The sequence below is a fragment of the Microbulbifer agarilyticus genome (assembly GCF_020171345.1).
Taxonomy (GTDB): domain Bacteria; phylum Pseudomonadota; class Gammaproteobacteria; order Pseudomonadales; family Cellvibrionaceae; genus Microbulbifer; species Microbulbifer agarilyticus_D.
This window is the reverse complement of record NZ_JAIUZM010000005.1, coordinates 270,894-287,943: the sequence shown is the minus strand read 5'-3', so window position 1 is coordinate 287,943 and position 17,050 is coordinate 270,894. Positions and strand designations below refer to the sequence as shown.

Here is a 17,050-nt window from a genome sequence, read left to right as displayed (position 1 = left end):
TTTTATTTACAGCAAAATAAGGTTGTCGCGATGGATTAACTCATCATCGTCGCGATAACCAAGCAGCTCAACAATACGGTCAGACGACTGGCCGCACACCTTGGCAGCCTCCGCACTGTCATAGTTGACCAGCCCGCGGGCAACCTCCACACCAGCGCTGCTCACGCAGCTCACCAGCTCACCGCGGTGAAAACGCCCCTCCACGCCAACAACACCCACCGGCAACAGGCTTTTGCCCTGGTTGCACAGCGCGCGCTCGGCACCGGCGTCCAGCACCAACTTGCCTCGAACCTGCAGCTGCCCTGCCAGCCAGCGCTTGCGCGCGGTCAATGGGTCCGCTTCCGGCAGCAACAGGGTGCCGACGTCTTCGCCTGCAGCGACTCGCTCGATCACCCCATCGATACTGCCACCAACAATCACCGTGCGCGCTCCTGAACGCGCCGCCAGCTGCGCCGCGCGTACCTTGGTCGCCATACCGCCACGCCCGAGACCACTGCGGGAGTCCCCCGCCATGGCTGCGAGCCGCGGGTCGGTCGCGGCCGCTTCGCGCACCAGCTCTGCATCCGGATTATCTCGGGGATCTTCGGTAAACAGGCCGTCCGCGTCGGTGAGAATCAGCAGGGCATCCGCCTCCACCAGGTTCGCCACCAGCGCCCCCAGGGTATCGTTATCGCCGAAGCGAATCTCGTCGGTCACCACCGTATCGTTTTCATTGATGATGGGCACGGCGCCCAGGGACAGCAGCGTCTTGATGGTACTGCGCGCATTGAGATAGCGGGTGCGATTGGAGAAGTCGTCATGGTCGAGCAGGATCTGCGCGGTGCGGCAGTCGTACTGCCCAAACGCGTGCTCGTAGACCTGCACCAGGTGGCTCTGGCCAATGGCGGCCGCCGCCTGCAACTGATGAATGGAGTCCGGGCGCTTGCGCCAGCCAAGGCGGTCCATACCCGCGGCGACCGCGCCAGAGGAGACCAGCAACACCTCGATCCCCTGCCGGCGCAAAGCGCTGATCTGGCCGGCCCAGTTTTGGATGGCCGCGCGATTAACCCCGCGACCATTATCGGTTAACAGGGCGCTGCCAATTTTTACAACCCAGCGCTTGCTCGCCGCAAGCTGCCGGCGTGGCGAGATGGAATCCATTTCTTCCTCATATGGGGTATGCCCCCGCAGAAAAACCGTTGTCCAGATTTTTACGCTGCAGGGGCCGACAAATCAGGGACGATATTCTATATCGACGTCGTAGTCGTCGTCGTCCCATTCTTCATCATCTTCCCCAGATTCTTGCGCCGACTTGCGCTTGGCGCGCTGCGCCTCACGCAAATGCTCGATGCGCTCGCGGGCCTCGCGCTGCATCTGGCGCTGCGCTTCCTGCTCCGCCTCGAACAGATCGCCGTCCAGCTCTTCCTGCTCCTTGCGCTCTTCGAGGTAGTCCATCAGCTGGCCGGACAGCACATCGGTGCCATCACCACGAATGGCTGCCACGCGGAATACCGGCCCCTGCCACCCCAGCGCGTTCACCACGGCCTGGCAACGCTCCTCCAGCTCATCCGCCGGCACCAGGTCGGTCTTGTTCAGCACCAGCCAGCGCTCGCGCCCGGCCAAAGTCGGACTAAAGGATTCCAGTTCGCGCTCGATGGCCAGCGCATTCTGCGCGGGGTCGGAACCGTCGAACGGCGCCAGGTCCACCAGGTGCAGCAACACACGACAACGGGTCAGGTGCTTGAGGAAGCGAATACCCAGCCCCGCGCCCTCAGCAGCCCCCTCGATCAATCCGGGGATGTCGGCAATGACAAAGCTGCGGTACTTCTGCACCTTCACCACACCGAGGTTTGGCACCAGGGTGGTAAACGGGTAATTGGCCACCTTGGGCTTGGCCGCGGACACCGCACGGATAAACGTCGACTTGCCCGCATTCGGCAAGCCCAGCATGCCCACATCGGCGAGCACCTTCAGCTCCAACTTCAGGTTGCGGCGGTCACCCTCGCTGCCCGGGGTGGTCTGGCGCGGCGCGCGGTTGGTACTGGACTTGAAGCGGGTATTCCCGAGGCCGTGCCAGCCACCCTGTGCCACCAGCAGCTTCTCACCGGGCTCCAGCAGGTCACCGAGGGTCTCCCCGGTTTCCACGTCGATGGCGGTGGTACCCACAGGCACCTTCAGCACCAGGTCTTCACCCTTGGCGCCGGTACAGTTGCGCCCGCGTCCCCCTTCGCCGTTCTGGGCCTGGTAGCGGGGCTGATAGCGGTAATCCACCAGGGTATTCAGTGACTCATCGGCCACCAGATACACAGAGCCACCATCACCGCCGTCGCCACCGTCGGGGCCACCCTTGGCGACAAACTTCTCGCGACGAAAGCTCAAGCACCCTTTACCGCCGTTGCCGGCCTGCACCGAAATCGGCGCCTCATCTACAAATTTCATGTGTCTACTTACCGGGTTATCCGGTCTTCAGTGTAATTTGCGGTCCATCAATACAAAAAAGCCCCGCGAATGCGGGGCTTTTCGATCGGGCGTTGTGACCGCTTAGGCTGTTTCGATGGAAACAAACTTACGGTTGTTAGCGCCTTTCACCTCGAACTTCACTACGCCATCAGCGGTAGCGAACAGGGTGTGATCTTTGCCCATACCAACGTTTACGCCAGCGTGGAACTTGGTGCCGCGTTGACGAACGATGATGCTGCCTGCGGAAACCGCTTGGCCGCCAAAGCGCTTAACGCCCAGGCGCTTACTTTCGGAATCGCGACCGTTTCGCGTACTACCGCCAGCTTTCTTATGTGCCATGAGTAGTTACTCCTCTTCTATTACCCGGGGATTAGCCTTTGATGCCAGTGATTTTAACTTCGGTGTACCACTGACGGTGGCCCTGACGCTTCATGGAGTGCTTACGACGACGGAACTTGATGATCCGTACTTTTTCGCCGCGGCCGTGGCTCAGCACTTCTGCAGTCACCTTGGCACCTTCCACTACCGGCGCACCGATGTTGATGGTGTCACCGTCCACTACCATCAGAACCTTGTCGAAATCGACAGATTCGCCAGTAGAGACTTCAATTTTTTCCAGGCGCAGTACTTCGCCTTCTTCTACACGGTGTTGTTTGCCACCGCTCTCGATAACAGCGTACATATCTCTATGCTCCAAAATGGACGACACGAAGCAGCGGCAGAGTCACAACAAAATAAGTGACCAACTAACCAGCATTTTGGGGGCTTGCGCCGTTGATGTTAAAAACTTCTTCCCTACCCACACTGCATCCACAAAACACGGACGCGGTTTGAGCGGGGCGCAGATTCTAATCAATTCGCCCGCTGGATACAATAGTGCATTTTTCGGACAGAGCAGCCCCTGACTGCCCGCCAACTGGGGCTTTGCAGGCTCTTTCTAGCGACGCGCCTTTCCCAGTGAAGGCAAAACCGCTAGTCTTGCCGCCGTGAGAGAGATAAGCGCGGAAATCGCGCTGTAATAAGGACCCTTGTAAGGACCCCCGCATGTTGCCCTTCCACCAGGTAGCCGCCGACGACTTCGCGGCCGTCAACCAGCAAATCATCGACCAACTGCATTCCGACGTCCCTCTGGTGGAGAATATCGGACACTATCTGGTCGAGGCCGGCGGCAAACGCCTGCGCCCGCTACTGGTATTGCTGTGCAGCCGCGCCGCGGGTTATCAGGGGAACGCCCACATCACCCTGGCAGCGATTATCGAATTTATCCACACCGCCACGCTGCTCCACGACGATGTTGTGGATACGTCCGACATGCGCCGCGGCCGCCTGACCGCCAACGCCCAGTGGGGCAACGCGCCGGCGGTGCTGGTAGGCGATTTCCTCTACTCCCGCGCTTTCCAGATGATGGTGGCACTGAAAGACATGGACATCATGTCGATCCTCTCGGATACCACCAATACCATCGCCGAGGGCGAAGTACAGCAGCTGGTGAACGCCGGTGACCCTGCGGTGAGCGAAGCGAACTACCTCAGCGTGATCCATAAAAAAACTGGCGCCCTGTTCGAAGCCGCCTGTGAAACCGCCGCGGTGCTGGCGGGATGCAGTGCCGACGAGCGCGAATCCCTGAAGCTCTACGGCCGCCACCTGGGCTCGGCGTTCCAGCTGGTGGATGACGCGCTGGATTACCGCGGCAACCCGGAAGAGCTGGGCAAAAATGTGGGCGATGACCTGGCCGAAGGCAAACCCACCCTGCCGCTCATCTACGCAATGGCAAACGGCACGGAGGAACAGGCGGCGCTGGTGAAAGAGGCCATTGAACAGAAGAGCGCCGACAAGCTGACAGAGATTGTCGCCGCCATCGAAAGCTGTGGCGCGCTGGACTACACCTTTGCCCGCGCCAACCGGGAAGTGGAACTTGCACTGGAGAAGCTGGAATTTCTGTCCGACGGGGAGCACAAGACGGCACTGCGCCAGCTCGCAGAATTTTCGGTAGCGCGCACCAAGTAACGCGCACCAAGCCTCCTGCACCAAACAAAAAAGCCCCGGATTACTCCGGGGCTTTTTATTTACGGCTTTGTTTACAGCCGCGGGGCCACTAAGGCCAGAAGGCTGCTAGCCACGAATCAAGGTTAACAACTCTTCGGTCTTGGCCTTCATCAACGCCGCATCGCCACGGGATTCGACGTTCAGGCGCACAACCGGCTCGGTATTGGACATACGCAAGTTAAAGCGCCAATCGTCAAAGGCAACGCTCAGGCCATCCACGTGCTCGACACTGTTAGCGCCGCCCGCGTATTTCTCTTCCGCCGACTGCAGCAGCGCCTTGGGGTCTTCGACCTTGGAGTTGATCTCGCCACTGCAGGGGAAGGCGGCCATGCGCTCACCCACCAGCTGGGACAGAGACTTGCCGCTGCGGCTCACCAGTTCAGCCACCAGCAGCCAGGGAATCATGCCGCTGTCACAATAGGCAAAATCACGGAAATAGTGGTGGGCACTCATCTCACCACCATAGATGGCGTCTTCCTTGCGCATGCGCTCCTTGATGAATGCATGGCCGGTTTTGCTCTGCACCGGGGTACCACCAGCAGCTTGCACGATGTCTTCAGTATTCCAGGTCAGACGCGGGTCATGCACAACCTTCGCGCCCGGGTGCTTGGCCAGGAACGCTTCGGCCAGCAGGCCAACTACGTAGTAACCCTCGATAAACTCGCCACTTTCATCAAAGAAGAAGCAGCGGTCAAAGTCGCCATCCCAGGCAATACCGAAATCGGCGCCGCTTTCACGCACCGCAGCAGCGGTGGATTCGCGGTTCTCCGGCAGAATCGGGTTGGGAATACCGTTGGGGAAGTTGCCATTGGGTTCGTGGTGCACGCGCACAAACTCGAACGGCAGGCTCGGGGCCAGTGCATCTACCACAGAGCCGGCGCCACCGTTACCCGCATTGACCACCAACTTTAACGGCTTCAGTGCAGAAGTATCCACATAGCCAAGCAGGTGTTTTACAAAGTCATCGCGGTGGGCAAAGGTGTGCAGTTCGCCGCGCGTCTCCACCGCAGCGAAATCGTTGTCTTCGGCCAGCTTCTTGATATCCAGCAGGCCGGTATCGCCGCTGATCGGGCGTGAGCCCGCGCGGACGAACTTCATACCGTTGTAATCCATGGGGTTGTGGCTTGCGGTTACACAGATACCGCCGTCAAAGTCCCCGTGAAAGGTCGAGAAGTAGATTTCCTCGGTACCGCATTCACCGATGTGGTAGACGTCTGCACCAGCATCGCGCAAGCCATTGGCCAGCGCATCGGTCAGCTCGCCGCTGGTCAGGCGAATATCATGGCCAACCACCACGCGGCGCGCATCCAGATACTGGGCAAAAGCCCGGCCCACACGATAAGCCACATCCGTATTCAGCTCATCCGGCACCCGGCCGCGCAGGTCATAGGCTTTAAAACAGGTTAATTCAGACATCTCAGCCACTCTCTCCCGGCAAATAGACATTTTGGTAAACATGGTTGGTGGCTTCGATAAAGCCGTCGACAGAACCGCAGTCGAAGCGGCGCCCCTTGAATCGGTATGCAAGAACACAGCCACGTTTGGCCTGGGTCAGCAGAGCATCGGTAATCTGGACCTCGCCGTTTTTACCGGGCGGGGTCTCGCGAATCAGGTCAAAAATATCCGGCGTCAGCACGTAACGGCCGATAATGGCCATATTGCTGGGGGCCTCTTCCGCCTTGGGCTTTTCCACCATGTTGGTGACCTGGTACAGGCCCGGCTTGATTTCGTTGCCGGCAATTACCCCGAACTTGTGGATCTGCTCTTTCGGCACTTCCTCAACGGCGACAATGCTGCAGCGGAACTGTTTGTACAGTTGCACCATCTGCCCCAGCACACCCAGATCGTCGTTCAGGCACAGGTCATCCGCCAGTACCACGCCAAAGGGTTCATCACCGATCAGGCGCTGCCCCTGCAGGATTGCATCCCCAAGGCCGCGCATTTCCCCCTGACGGGTGTAGGAAAAACTCGCAGTATCGATCACCTTGCGCACACAATCGAGGTAACGCTCCTTGCCGGTGCCGGCAATCTGGTGTTCCAGCTCAAAATTCGTATCGAAATGGTCTTCGATCGCGCGCTTGCCGCGGCCAGTGACAAAACCGATCTCGGTCAGTCCCGCCTCAATGGCTTCCTCGACGCCATACTGGACCAGTGGCTTGTTAACCAGCGGCAGCATCTCCTTGGGCATGGCCTTGGTGGCCGGCAAGAACCGCGTGCCGTAGCCCGCGACCGGGAAAAGACACTTTTTGAGCATTGCACGTCCCTCATTATTAAATCGATTCCGTGTAACTTGTGCCGAAACGCTGAGTTTCAAGAGCACAACGGCAAAACCTCGGACATCCGTTGACCGCGCAACTTATCACAAATGGATGACAGCCTTCAGGCACACCTCGTTACAGCAACACAGGACTAGCGGTCTCTGCGGGCAATCTGGCAAGATGTCCGGAGTTTCGAGCCAAACAACGAGGGTCAAGGGCTAATTGGGACAGTTCCAGTCACAAAAAGCGTTATGACTGACTGGACAAGATATCCTTAGCGCTTAGAATGCCGGCTCGTGTAAGAAATACCCAGAATGGGGACCCAATGAGTAATTTCGTTCAAAAAAGCAGCTATACCCGTGAGGAACTTCTGGCCTGTGGCCGCGGTGAAATGTTCGGGCCGGGCAACGCACAGCTGCCGACTCCCAACATGCTGATGCTGGATCGCATCACCCACATCGCCAAAGACGGCGGTGAATTCGGCAAGGGAGAATTGATCGCCGAATTGGATATCACTCCAGACCTGTGGTTTTTTGACTGCCACTTCCCCGGCGACCCGGTAATGCCCGGCTGTCTCGGCCTCGACGCCATGTGGCAGCTGCTGGGTTACTTCCTGGCATGGAAAGGCAACCCCGGTCGCGGCCGCGCACTGGGTTGTGGTGAAGTGAAGTTCACCGGGCAGATCCTGCCAACCAACAAAAAGGTCACCTACCACATCCAGATGAGTCGCCTGGTAGAGCGCAAGCTGGTGATGGGTATCGGCAATGGCTCTGTGTCCGTGGACGGCCGTGAAATCTACACCGCAAAAGACCTGCGTGTGGGTCTGTTTACCCGTACCGACGACTTCTGATACGGCAGACAGTCACTCCAGTGGCTGTCACATAGAAATATAACAATTCACTCTACAAGTTTTATTGGAGATCACTATGCGCCGCGTAGTCATTACCGGAATGGGTATCACTTCTTGTATCGGTAACAACACACAAGAAGTGCTGGCCTCCCTGAAAGCTGGTCGCAGCGGTATCCGCGCGATGGAAGAGTACGCAGAGCTGGGCCTGCGCAGCCAGATCGCCGGTGTGGTCGATATCGACTTCAAAGAGCACATTGACCGCAAGCACCTGCGCTTCATGGGAGACTCCGCGGCCTACGCATATATCTCCATGGCGGAAGCGATCGCCATGGCAGGTCTGGAAGAATCCCAGGTTTCGAATCCGCGCACCGGCCTGGTGATGGGCTCAGGCGGCACCTCCACCGCCGCCATCATTGAGGCAGCCAACATCCTGAAAACCAAGGGTGTGCGTCGCGTAGGCGCCTACCGGGTTCCTCAGGTGATGGGCAGCACCGTATCCGCGTGTCTGGCCACGCCATTCAAGATCAAGGGTGTGAACTACTCCATCTCCTCCGCCTGTGCCACCTCCGCGCACTGTATCGGCAACGGCGCAGAACTGATCCAGATGGGCAAACAGGACGTGGTATTCGCGGGCGGCGGCGAAGAGCTGGCCTGGAGCCTGACGCACCTGTTTGATGCCATGGGCGCCCTGTCCTCCAAGTACAACGATGCCCCAACGACCGCATCCCGCCCCTACGACGCGGACCGCGACGGCTTTGTAATTGCCGGCGGTGGCGGCTGTCTGGTACTGGAAGAGTACGAACACGCCAAGGCCCGCGGCGCCAACATCATCGCGGAACTGGTCGGCTATGGCGCCACCTCTGACGGTTACGACATGGTGGCCCCGAGCGGCGAAGGTGCGGCACGCTGCATGCAGCAGGCACTGGCTGGCATGGACGGCAAGGGCCTGGAAGGCAAAGTGGACTACATCAATACCCACGGTACTTCCACGCCGGTGGGCGATGTCGCGGAGCTGCGCGCCATGAAGGAAGTGTTTGGCAATGACGTACCGGCGTTTGCCTCCACCAAGTCCCTCACCGGCCACTCTCTGGGCGCTGCCGGCGTACAGGAAGCCATCTACTCCCTGCTGATGATGCAGAATGACTTTATCGCGGCCTCCGCCAACGTTGAGACAGTGGATGAAGCGGCGGAAGGGCTGGACCTGGTCACGGAACTGCGCGAGGCCAAGGTCAACCGCGCGCTGTCCAACTCCTTCGGCTTTGGTGGCACCAACGCCAGCCTGGTGTTCGACAAAATCTGATCGCTGTGCGAGGGCCGCAGCCCTCAGCGCAATAAAAAAGGGCGAACCGCTTAGCGGTTCGCCCTTTTTTGTTCTGCATATTTCTACAAGCCAGACTCAGGAGGCGGGTTTTTGCAAGCGCTCCAGCCACAACTCCACCTGACGGGTGAGCCCCTGCCGCCAGCTGCGCTGCTGGATACCGAACACATCCCGCAGGCGACCACAGGCCAGCACATAGGAGCGATCCTTTTCCGCGGGTTCCAGCACGGTCAACTCCGCGGCGAAATCATCCCCGTTTAGCGAGCGCATCCGATCGACCACCTCGCGCCCAAAATCCATGGCGGTACAGGTATCCGCGGAGCCATAGTGATACAGGCCGGATGTCGGTGCACCGCTGGCAAGCTGCTGGGTAATCGCCACCACAACACGCACAAGGTCGGACACAGTTACCGGGTTGCCCAGGCTGGCGTCGTCCAGCGACACCGCGCGCCCGTCCAGCAGGCTGCGAATGACCCGGCCCAGTAGCGCCTGCTCGCTGCGGTCTACCTGCCAGCCCAGGCGCAAGATACTGACGTTATCCAGCGAGGTGAGCGTTTGCTCGCACGCAAACCAGTCACGCCCGCGCTCGGACAGCGGGTCGGGCTCGGCATCCTCATCAATTTTTCTGCTGCCTACATGACCGAAGACCCCGTAGGAGGACAGGTGCAGTATCGCGTGGCACGACTGATTCAGCAGTGCGTGACACACCGCCTTGGCCTCGGGCATGCGAATCCCGCCAGCACAGCTGGCGGCATTGACGATAATCGGGCGCACGCCATCCGGAAGTCCGCCCTCGATAAACTGCTCGGCGCTGAGCAATTGCACCCGGAATCCGACCTTTTGCAGGCCCTTTTGCAAGGCGCTATCCATTGCGTTACCCGCACCGATCACAACGGCGGTGTCGGGCTTGTAGCCAGTGTGGTGCATGGCGGTTCAGGCCAACTTAGAAGGGAATGTCGTCGTCGAAGCTGTTGTCAAAGCCACCGGCGGGAGGCTGATTACCTGCGGGGCGACTCTGCGGCTGGCCGCCACCCTGCTGCTGGTTGGACGGTGCCATCGGTGAAGGCGCAGAACGGCCCTGGGCGAATTCGTCCTGGTAGCCACCCTGATCCTGTTGAAAACCACCGCCCTGGTTTTGCTGCTGGAAGCCACCACCCTGGCCCTGCTGCTGGTAGCCACCTTCGCCGCGGCTATCCAGCATCTGCATTTCGCTGGCAACGATTTCGGTGGTGTAACGGTCCTGGCCGGAGTTCTTGTCCTGCCACTTGCGGGTACGCAGGGAACCTTCGAGGTATACCTTGCTGCCCTTGCGCAGGTATTCGCCGGCAATTTCAGCGAGGCGATTGAAAAACACCACACGGTGCCATTCGGTACGCTCTTGCTGCTGACCGCTCTGCTTGTCTTTCCAGGTCTCGGAAGTCGCTACGGTCACGTTGGTTACGGCACCACCGCTCGGCATGTAACGGGTCTCGGGGTCACCGCCCAGGTTGCCCACCAGGATTACTTTGTTCACGCCTCTGGAAGCCATGTGCCTCTCCTCTCTGCGCCCCGGGGCGACCGGGGCTCTCATGTTCTAAAAAAGGTTAAAAATATTGCCGGAAAACCAACGGGGCTGCGGCAGGGCAAACCCCGGCGCAGCCAACGGTGTATTTATATCCAGCAGCATACAATACTCGGCAAGGGCCGTCACCGCCGGGGCGAATGGCTGGAGTTGCCCAAGCTGAGACAAGGGGGTATGTGATTAGCTACTCGCAACCGTCAAGCGGATGCCTCGCAGCTGCCACCAGCTGATCGACCAGAGCACCAGCACACCCAATACGAAGGTCGCGACGCTGCCTGCGCCGCCATGACCATACAGGAGCCCGCCCAGGCTACCGCCGGCAAACGCCCCCAAAAACTGGCAGGTGGCATAAAGGCCGGAAGCCGCACCACGGCACTCGGCTGGCGCTTCCCGGGTCAGCTGTGCGGGAAGTAATGCTTCGAGCAGGTTGAACGCCAGGAAGAACAGTGCCAGACAGGCGACAATCCAGCCCCCCTCGGTCGACGGCATCAGGGCAACACCGCCAAAAACCAGTCCCAACAGGGCCAGTCGCATTGCCGCGGGGACCTGCTGGCGCTTTTCCGCCATGCGCATCAGCGGCACCATCACCACGAAGGTACCCAGTAACAGCGGTGCGTAGAGCTTCCAGTGGTCCGCACTGGGCAACTGCAGCTGCTCCACCAGCAATAACGGCAGGGGTATAAACAGCGCGGTCAGTAACAGGTGCAGGAAAAAGACCCCACACACCAGGCGCCACACGGAAGCATTACTGAGCACACGCGCGAAATCGCCCGATACCGGACCGCGTCGTATCTGGACTTGCGGGTTGGGTACCAGGCGCCACACCAGGAGTATCCCCAGCAGCGCGAGGAGCGCGGTCAGCCAGAAAATTGCGGACAGGCCACCCAGGTTGGCCAGCAGCGGGCCGAGCACCACTGCGAGCACGAAGGCCACACCAATGGAAGCGCCGATGATCGCCATCGCCTTACCGCGGTTCTCATCCCGGGTCAGGTCGGCTGCCAGCGCCATGGTTGCCGCGGCAATGGCACCGGCGCCCTGTAGAATGCGTCCGCCAATCAGGCCGTACACCGACTCGCTCGTGGCCGCCACCACGCTGCCGATCGCGAACACCGCCAAGCCCAGAAATATCACCGGCTTGCGCCCCCAGCGGTCACTCAGCACACCCAGCGGGATCTGTAGAATCGCCTGACTCAACCCATAAGCTCCCAGGGCGAGCCCCAACAGGGCCGGGGTGCTGCCGCTGTAGTCGCTGCCGTAAAGAGACAGCACGGGCAGCACCATAAACAGGCCGAGCATGCGGAACACATACAGGGAGGCGAGGCCGGCGAGCGCGCGGCGTTCGGTGGAGTTCATGCAAAAAATCCGGACACAGGAAAAATCGGGACGCATTGTACCAGTGCGGGCCGCAGGAATTGATCCCCCTCGGCGTATCGCGTTACGCGGATTTTGGCACGTCGGCGCCTCGGATTATACTTGACCGTTTGTTTCCGCCGGGCCACACATGGCCCGACGCGCGAGTCACACACTTTTTGCAACAGGAAGACGAGTGGACACGATTTACGTCAGGGGTGCACGCACCCACAACCTGAAGAATATCGACCTGGATATTCCCCGCGACAAACTTATTGTGATTACCGGCCTGTCCGGCTCGGGTAAGTCCTCACTCGCCTTCGACACCCTGTACGCCGAGGGACAGCGCCGCTATGTGGAATCCCTGTCCACCTACGCACGCCAGTTCCTGTCGATGATGGAAAAGCCCGATGTGGACACTGTGGAGGGGCTGTCGCCAGCGATTTCCATCGAGCAGAAGTCCACGTCCCACAACCCGCGCTCCACCGTCGGCACCATCACCGAGATTTACGACTACCTGCGCCTGCTGTTCGCCCGTGTCGGTGAGCCGCGCTGCCCGGATCACGATGTGCCGCTGCAGGCCCAGACCATCAGCCAGATGGTGGATCACGTGCTGGCCCTGCCGGAGGGCACCAAGATCATGCTGCTGGCGCCGGTGGTGCGCGACCGCAAGGGTGAGCACCTGCATGTGTTTGAGCAGTTGCGCCGCGACGGCTTCGTACGCGCGCGTATCGACGGCACCGTGTGCGACCTGGATGACACCCCCAAGCTGGACAAGCGCAAGAAGCACACCATCGAAGTGGTGGTGGACCGTTTCAAGGTACGCGAGGACCTACAGCTGCGCCTGGCCGAGTCTTTCGAGACCGCGCTGAACCTCACCGATGGCATCGCCTCGATCAGCTTTATGGATGGCGGCCGCGACGATTACCTGTTCTCCGCCCGCCACGCCTGCCCCATCTGTGACTACTCACTGGAGGAACTGGAACCACGGCTGTTTTCCTTTAACAACCCCGCCGGTGCCTGCCCCAGCTGTGACGGCCTGGGCGTAAAACAGTTCTTTGACGAAGACAAGGTGATCCTCGATCCGGAGAGCAGCATCTCCGAGGGTGCCATTCGCGGTTGGGACCGACGCAACATCTACTACTACCATATGCTCGATTCCCTCTCGCAGCACTACGGCTTCGACCTGGACAAGCCGTGGCAAAAACTGGCGAAGAAGTATCGCGCGGTGATTCTGAATGGCAGTGGCGATACGCCCATCGACTTCAGCTACGTCAACGACCGCGGTGATATCACCGTGCGCCGCCACACCTTCGAGGGCATTATCCCCAACTTCCAGCGCCGCTACCGGGATACCGAATCCCAATCGGTGCGCGAGGAACTGGCCAAGTACCTGAGCACCCAGAAATGCCCCGAGTGTCACGGCACCCGTTTGCGCCGTGAAGCCCGGCATGTATTTGTGGATAACCGCACCCTGGCGCAGATCACCGAGCTGCCGGTGGGCGACGCCTTCGAATACTTTGCCGACCAACTGAAATTCAAGGGCGCGCAAAAAGAGATTGCCGACAAGATCCTCAAGGAACTGCGCGATCGCTTCCGCTTCCTGGTGGATGTGGGGCTAAACTACCTGACCCTGAACCGCAGCGCCGAAACCCTGTCCGGCGGTGAGGCCCAGCGTATTCGCCTGGCCAGCCAGATCGGCGCCGGCCTCGTCGGTGTGATGTACATCCTCGACGAACCCTCCATCGGCCTGCACCAGCGCGACAATGAACGTCTGCTCAACACCCTCACCCACCTGCGTGACCTGGGCAACACCGTGATCGTGGTCGAACACGACGAGGACGCCATTCGCAGTGCCGACTTTATTGTGGATATCGGCCCCGGTGCCGGGGTACACGGCGGCGAGGTGGTGGTTGCGGGCACCTCGGAGGAAATCGCCGAGTGTGATCGCTCGCTTACCGGGCAGTACTTGTCCGGTGAAAAGAAGATCGCGATTCCAGAAGAGCGCTATGTATTCGACCCGGATTACGTGCTGCGCATTGAAGGTGCCACCGGTAACAACCTGCAGTCGGTCAATCTGGAAATCCCGGTAGGCCTGTTCACCTGTATCACCGGTGTCTCTGGCTCCGGTAAGTCCACGCTGATCAATACCACCCTGTACCCGCTGGCTGCCACTGCGCTGAACAAGGCCACCACCCTTAAAGCGTCGCCGCACAAAAAAATTGAGGGGCTCGAGCACTTCGACAAGTGTGTGGATATCGACCAGAGTCCCATCGGCCGCACACCGCGCTCCAATCCTGCCACCTATACCGGCATCTTCACCCCCATCCGTGAATTGTTTGCCGGCACTCAGGAAGCCCGCTCACGGGGATACAAACCCGGGCGCTTCAGCTTCAACGTCAAGGGTGGCCGCTGCGAAGCGTGTCAGGGTGACGGTGTAATCAAGGTGGAAATGCACTTCCTGCCGGATATCTACGTGCCCTGCGACACCTGCAAAGGCAAACGCTACAACCGGGAAACACTGGAAGTGCAGTACAAGGGCAAGAACATCCACGAAGTCCTGGAAATGACCGTGGAAGACGCGCGGGAATTCTTCGACCCGGTTCCGTCTATCGCGAAAAAACTGCAGACACTAATGGACGTGGGCCTGTCGTATATCAAGCTCGGACAGGCCGCCACCACACTTTCCGGCGGTGAAGCACAGCGGGTAAAACTCTCCCGTGAGCTTTCCAAACGGGATACCGGGCAGACCCTGTATATCCTCGACGAACCCACCACCGGTCTGCACTTTGCCGATATCCAACTACTGCTGGACGTACTGCACCGACTGCGCGATCACGGCAACACCATCGTGGTAATCGAGCACAACCTGGATGTCGTGAAGACCGCGGACTGGATTGTTGACCTCGGCCCGGAGGGCGGCTCCGGCGGCGGCCAGATCATTGCCACCGGCACGCCGGAAGACGTCGCCGAGGTAGAGGGTTCCCACACCGGCCGCTTCCTTGGGCCGATGCTCGGTTAAGACCCAGGCTTAAGACCTCGGCTTATTCGCCTGCAGCAGAATCCGAGTACTGCTGCGGGCGATAGCGACGTACCGCCTGTCGCTCAATCTGTGCGCGATCGAAATACACCGCACGCAATTGCTCATTGGCAAACAGGGGCGCCTGATCCGCGTAGTGCGGTGAGGTAGTGTCCAGCGTGGCGCTGCCAAAGTTATGCACAGCGCGCGATTGCACCTCACCATCCTCGGGCCAGCTGATAAACATCACGTAGCTGTCGCCAGCGCGATTCTCCCAGAAGCCCTCGTCGTTTAACTCGCCCCCGTAAACCGCACGCAGCGTATCCGCAGCGCCGCTCAGCGGCAGGCTAAGATCCCCGCGCACATGCCGGTTAACCTCACCGAAAGGCAGCCGATGCTGCCCGTGCGCGTCAACCAGACCATCCACCGCGGTACGGAAGGCCTCGTCCACCAGCGTGTCGGCAACCTGCGCAGTGTTCGCAGCCTGGAACGGGGCAAGGGTCAATGCCGCCAGCGCCGCAAGATTATCCGTCTGCGCAAAGCTCCCCGACCAGCTCCGTAAATCCTCCAGCGCGGCGGCGTAGTCCGTATCAACGAAACGTTCGTGGGCGTCACTTAACCACGCATTCAGCCCGGTTAACTGATAAGAGTGCGGGTGGTAGTCGACATCGTACTTGAAGGTTTCAAACTGCTGCGGGGAGATTTGCGCGCTGTCGCCATACAGGGCTTCGATCTGCAGTGCGCGGTTGGTGATTACCGACTCGATGCCCATTGATGCGGGGAACTGCTCGGCCCGTGGATCGTCATCGCCATCGGTTGCCTGGAACGGTGGATTGTTCGCGTTGTACACCAGCCCCGATGCGGGGTTCACGGTTTTCGGCATCTGTGCAAACGGGCGGTACCCTTGCCAGATCAATTCGGAGCGATCACCCGGCAAGACCTTGGACCAGTCCCAACCTTCAATCCGCTGCGGGAACTGCGCGTTGTAGTAGTGGGCAATGTTGCCCGCACGATCGGCGTACACATAGTTGATGCTGGGCATCGCCTGCAGGCGTAACGCGGCCTCGAAGTCATTCAGGTTTCGCGCCTTGTTAAGCGCCAGCATAAAGTCCAGCGTGCGCGACTCCTGCATACCCGCCCAGCGCAGCGCATAAACACCGTGTTCGGTTTCCATCACTGGCCCGTGTTGTGAGCGCAGCACGTCCTTGTCAAAGGTCCAGTGCAGTGGCCCGAAGAGCTTCACCGTCATCGAGGCAGGCTCGCGCTCAAACTCTACCCATTCGCCATCCAACCGATATTCGTTGGCATTTTCCGGGTTAATGCTCAGCCGGTAGATATCCACAAGGTCCGGCTTATTCACCGTATTGGCCCAGGCAACATCGCGGTTGTGGCCGTGAATAATCACCGGCGATCCGGGGAAAGTACTCCCCGCCATATCCAGCCCCTCATCGGAGTGAATACTCGCCTCATACCAGGCCACCGGCCCGGTCAGTGGCTGGTGCGAGTTCACCAGTAATCGGGTCGCACCATCCGACGAACGATGGGGTGCCACGGCGATGCCCTGGCTACCAATTGGCAGGTTGCTGAGGGGCTGCCAGCTCAGCGCGTCGTCACCGGCCACCGCAAGCTCAAGGGGCTGCTCACTATTCAGCAGCTCACCGAGCGCTTTGTCGAAGCCATAAAACATTGGTGTCTTAAAGGTGAAGCCGGCAACGAGATCTTTCCCCGTGACCGGCAACAGCGCGCGCGCAACGGCATCCGGATGCTGCACCGCATACAGATTAATACCCGCCGCGTAGGCTTCGGCCATGGCCCGCCCTTCTGGTGACAGGCGCTGCTGGTAGCTGCTATTCACCGCATCCCATACCCCCATCCACTGCACCAGGTAGTCCGTTTTGACCGCGGACCAGCCCTTGTGTGTTGCCAGGCGACCGCGTGTCGTCAGGATCACATCCTGAATGGTGGCGAAATCATCCTCGGCATGGGCGTATGCGAGCCCGAAGGACGCATCCGCATCGGTGACACCAAAAACATGCGGAATGCCCCATTCATCACGCAGGATCTCCGCGCTGTAGTGGCTCGCGGCAGTTTCCATTTGGGCACGTAAGATGGCGTCGATAGGGGCCGGCAAATTCTGTTCGGCAGCGTACCAGACCGTCGCAAGGCAACCGGAGGCGGCCAATAGTGATGTGAGCAAGCGCATTGTTAT

At 59.8% G+C, this 17,050-nt stretch carries 14 protein-coding genes; 4 read left to right on the top strand and 10 right to left on the bottom strand.

Annotation, left to right across the window (positions count from 1 at the left end; all coding sequences use genetic code 11):
- Nucleotides 1-6 precede the first annotated feature (6 nt).
- The 4 genes from proB to rplU form a co-directional block, all read right to left on the bottom strand.
- Nucleotides 7-1,140 (bottom strand): glutamate 5-kinase, encoded by a 1,134-nt coding sequence (proB, locus tag LCM31_RS15950; protein WP_222250602.1) that lies wholly within the window; start codon nt 1,138-1,140, stop codon nt 7-9.
- 72 nt (nt 1,141-1,212) lie between these two features.
- On the bottom strand, nt 1,213-2,418 hold the full coding sequence (cgtA, locus tag LCM31_RS15945) for an Obg family GTPase CgtA (RefSeq protein WP_224871704.1): 1,206 nt from the start codon (nt 2,416-2,418) through the stop codon (nt 1,213-1,215).
- A 102-nt stretch (nt 2,419-2,520) separates the two neighbouring features.
- Nucleotides 2,521-2,778, bottom strand: coding sequence for a 50S ribosomal protein L27 (gene rpmA / locus LCM31_RS15940; protein ID WP_010132157.1), 258 nt, complete (start codon nt 2,776-2,778; stop codon nt 2,521-2,523).
- 31 nt (nt 2,779-2,809) lie between these two features.
- A complete protein-coding gene (rplU, locus tag LCM31_RS15935; protein WP_222232593.1) occupies nt 2,810-3,121 on the bottom strand; it encodes a 50S ribosomal protein L21 in 312 nt (103 codons plus the stop codon).
- Nucleotides 3,122-3,483: 362 nt separating this feature from the next.
- Between rplU and ispB the strand changes: the two genes are divergently transcribed.
- On the top strand, nt 3,484-4,446 hold the full coding sequence (ispB, locus tag LCM31_RS15930; RefSeq protein WP_224871702.1) for an octaprenyl diphosphate synthase: 963 nt from the start codon (nt 3,484-3,486) through the stop codon (nt 4,444-4,446).
- 105 nt (nt 4,447-4,551) lie between these two features.
- Here the strand turns inward: ispB and LCM31_RS15925 are convergent, their stop codons facing one another.
- Together LCM31_RS15925 and galU are read right to left on the bottom strand one after the other, a co-directional pair.
- Nucleotides 4,552-5,901, bottom strand: a complete 1,350-nt coding sequence (locus tag LCM31_RS15925) for a phosphohexomutase domain-containing protein (protein WP_224871700.1) — start codon at nt 5,899-5,901, stop codon at nt 4,552-4,554.
- Between the two features lies 1 nt (nt 5,902).
- Nucleotides 5,903-6,739 carry a UTP--glucose-1-phosphate uridylyltransferase GalU gene (gene galU / locus LCM31_RS15920; protein ID WP_224871698.1) on the bottom strand — a complete coding sequence of 279 codons (837 nt, stop codon included), beginning with the start codon at nt 6,737-6,739 and terminating at the stop codon, nt 5,903-5,905.
- 329 nt (nt 6,740-7,068) lie between these two features.
- Here galU and fabA point away from each other — a divergent pair, with 329 nt between their 5' ends.
- The gene (gene fabA, locus LCM31_RS15915) at nt 7,069-7,593 is read left to right on the top strand and encodes a 3-hydroxyacyl-[acyl-carrier-protein] dehydratase FabA (RefSeq protein ID WP_010132163.1); all 525 of its coding nucleotides are present in this window, start codon (nt 7,069-7,071) and stop codon (nt 7,591-7,593) included.
- A 76-nt stretch (nt 7,594-7,669) separates the two neighbouring features.
- Entirely contained in the window at nt 7,670-8,893 is a 1,224-nt protein-coding gene (fabB, locus tag LCM31_RS15910) for a beta-ketoacyl-ACP synthase I (RefSeq protein WP_224871696.1), read from the top strand.
- Between the two features lie 96 nt (nt 8,894-8,989).
- Here fabB and LCM31_RS15905 read toward each other — a convergent pair whose 3' ends face one another.
- From LCM31_RS15905 to LCM31_RS15895, 3 genes are all read right to left on the bottom strand, one after another.
- Nucleotides 8,990-9,838 (bottom strand): sugar nucleotide-binding protein, encoded by an 849-nt coding sequence (locus LCM31_RS15905; RefSeq protein ID WP_224871694.1) that lies wholly within the window; start codon nt 9,836-9,838, stop codon nt 8,990-8,992.
- A 16-nt stretch (nt 9,839-9,854) separates the two neighbouring features.
- Nucleotides 9,855-10,439 carry a single-stranded DNA-binding protein gene (gene ssb, locus LCM31_RS15900; protein ID WP_224871691.1) on the bottom strand — a complete coding sequence of 195 codons (585 nt, stop codon included), beginning with the start codon at nt 10,437-10,439 and terminating at the stop codon, nt 9,855-9,857.
- A 213-nt stretch (nt 10,440-10,652) separates the two neighbouring features.
- Complete coding sequence (locus LCM31_RS15895; RefSeq protein ID WP_224871687.1) at nt 10,653-11,825, bottom strand: MFS transporter; 1,173 nt, start codon at nt 11,823-11,825, stop codon at nt 10,653-10,655.
- A 193-nt stretch (nt 11,826-12,018) separates the two neighbouring features.
- Between LCM31_RS15895 and uvrA the strand changes: the two genes are divergently transcribed.
- On the top strand, nt 12,019-14,844 hold the full coding sequence (gene uvrA / locus LCM31_RS15890) for an excinuclease ABC subunit UvrA (protein ID WP_224871683.1): 2,826 nt from the start codon (nt 12,019-12,021) through the stop codon (nt 14,842-14,844).
- 22 nt (nt 14,845-14,866) lie between these two features.
- Here the strand turns inward: uvrA and LCM31_RS15885 are convergent, their stop codons facing one another.
- Nucleotides 14,867-17,044, bottom strand: coding sequence for a penicillin acylase family protein (locus tag LCM31_RS15885; protein WP_224871678.1), 2,178 nt, complete (start codon nt 17,042-17,044; stop codon nt 14,867-14,869).
- Nucleotides 17,045-17,050 lie beyond the last annotated feature (6 nt).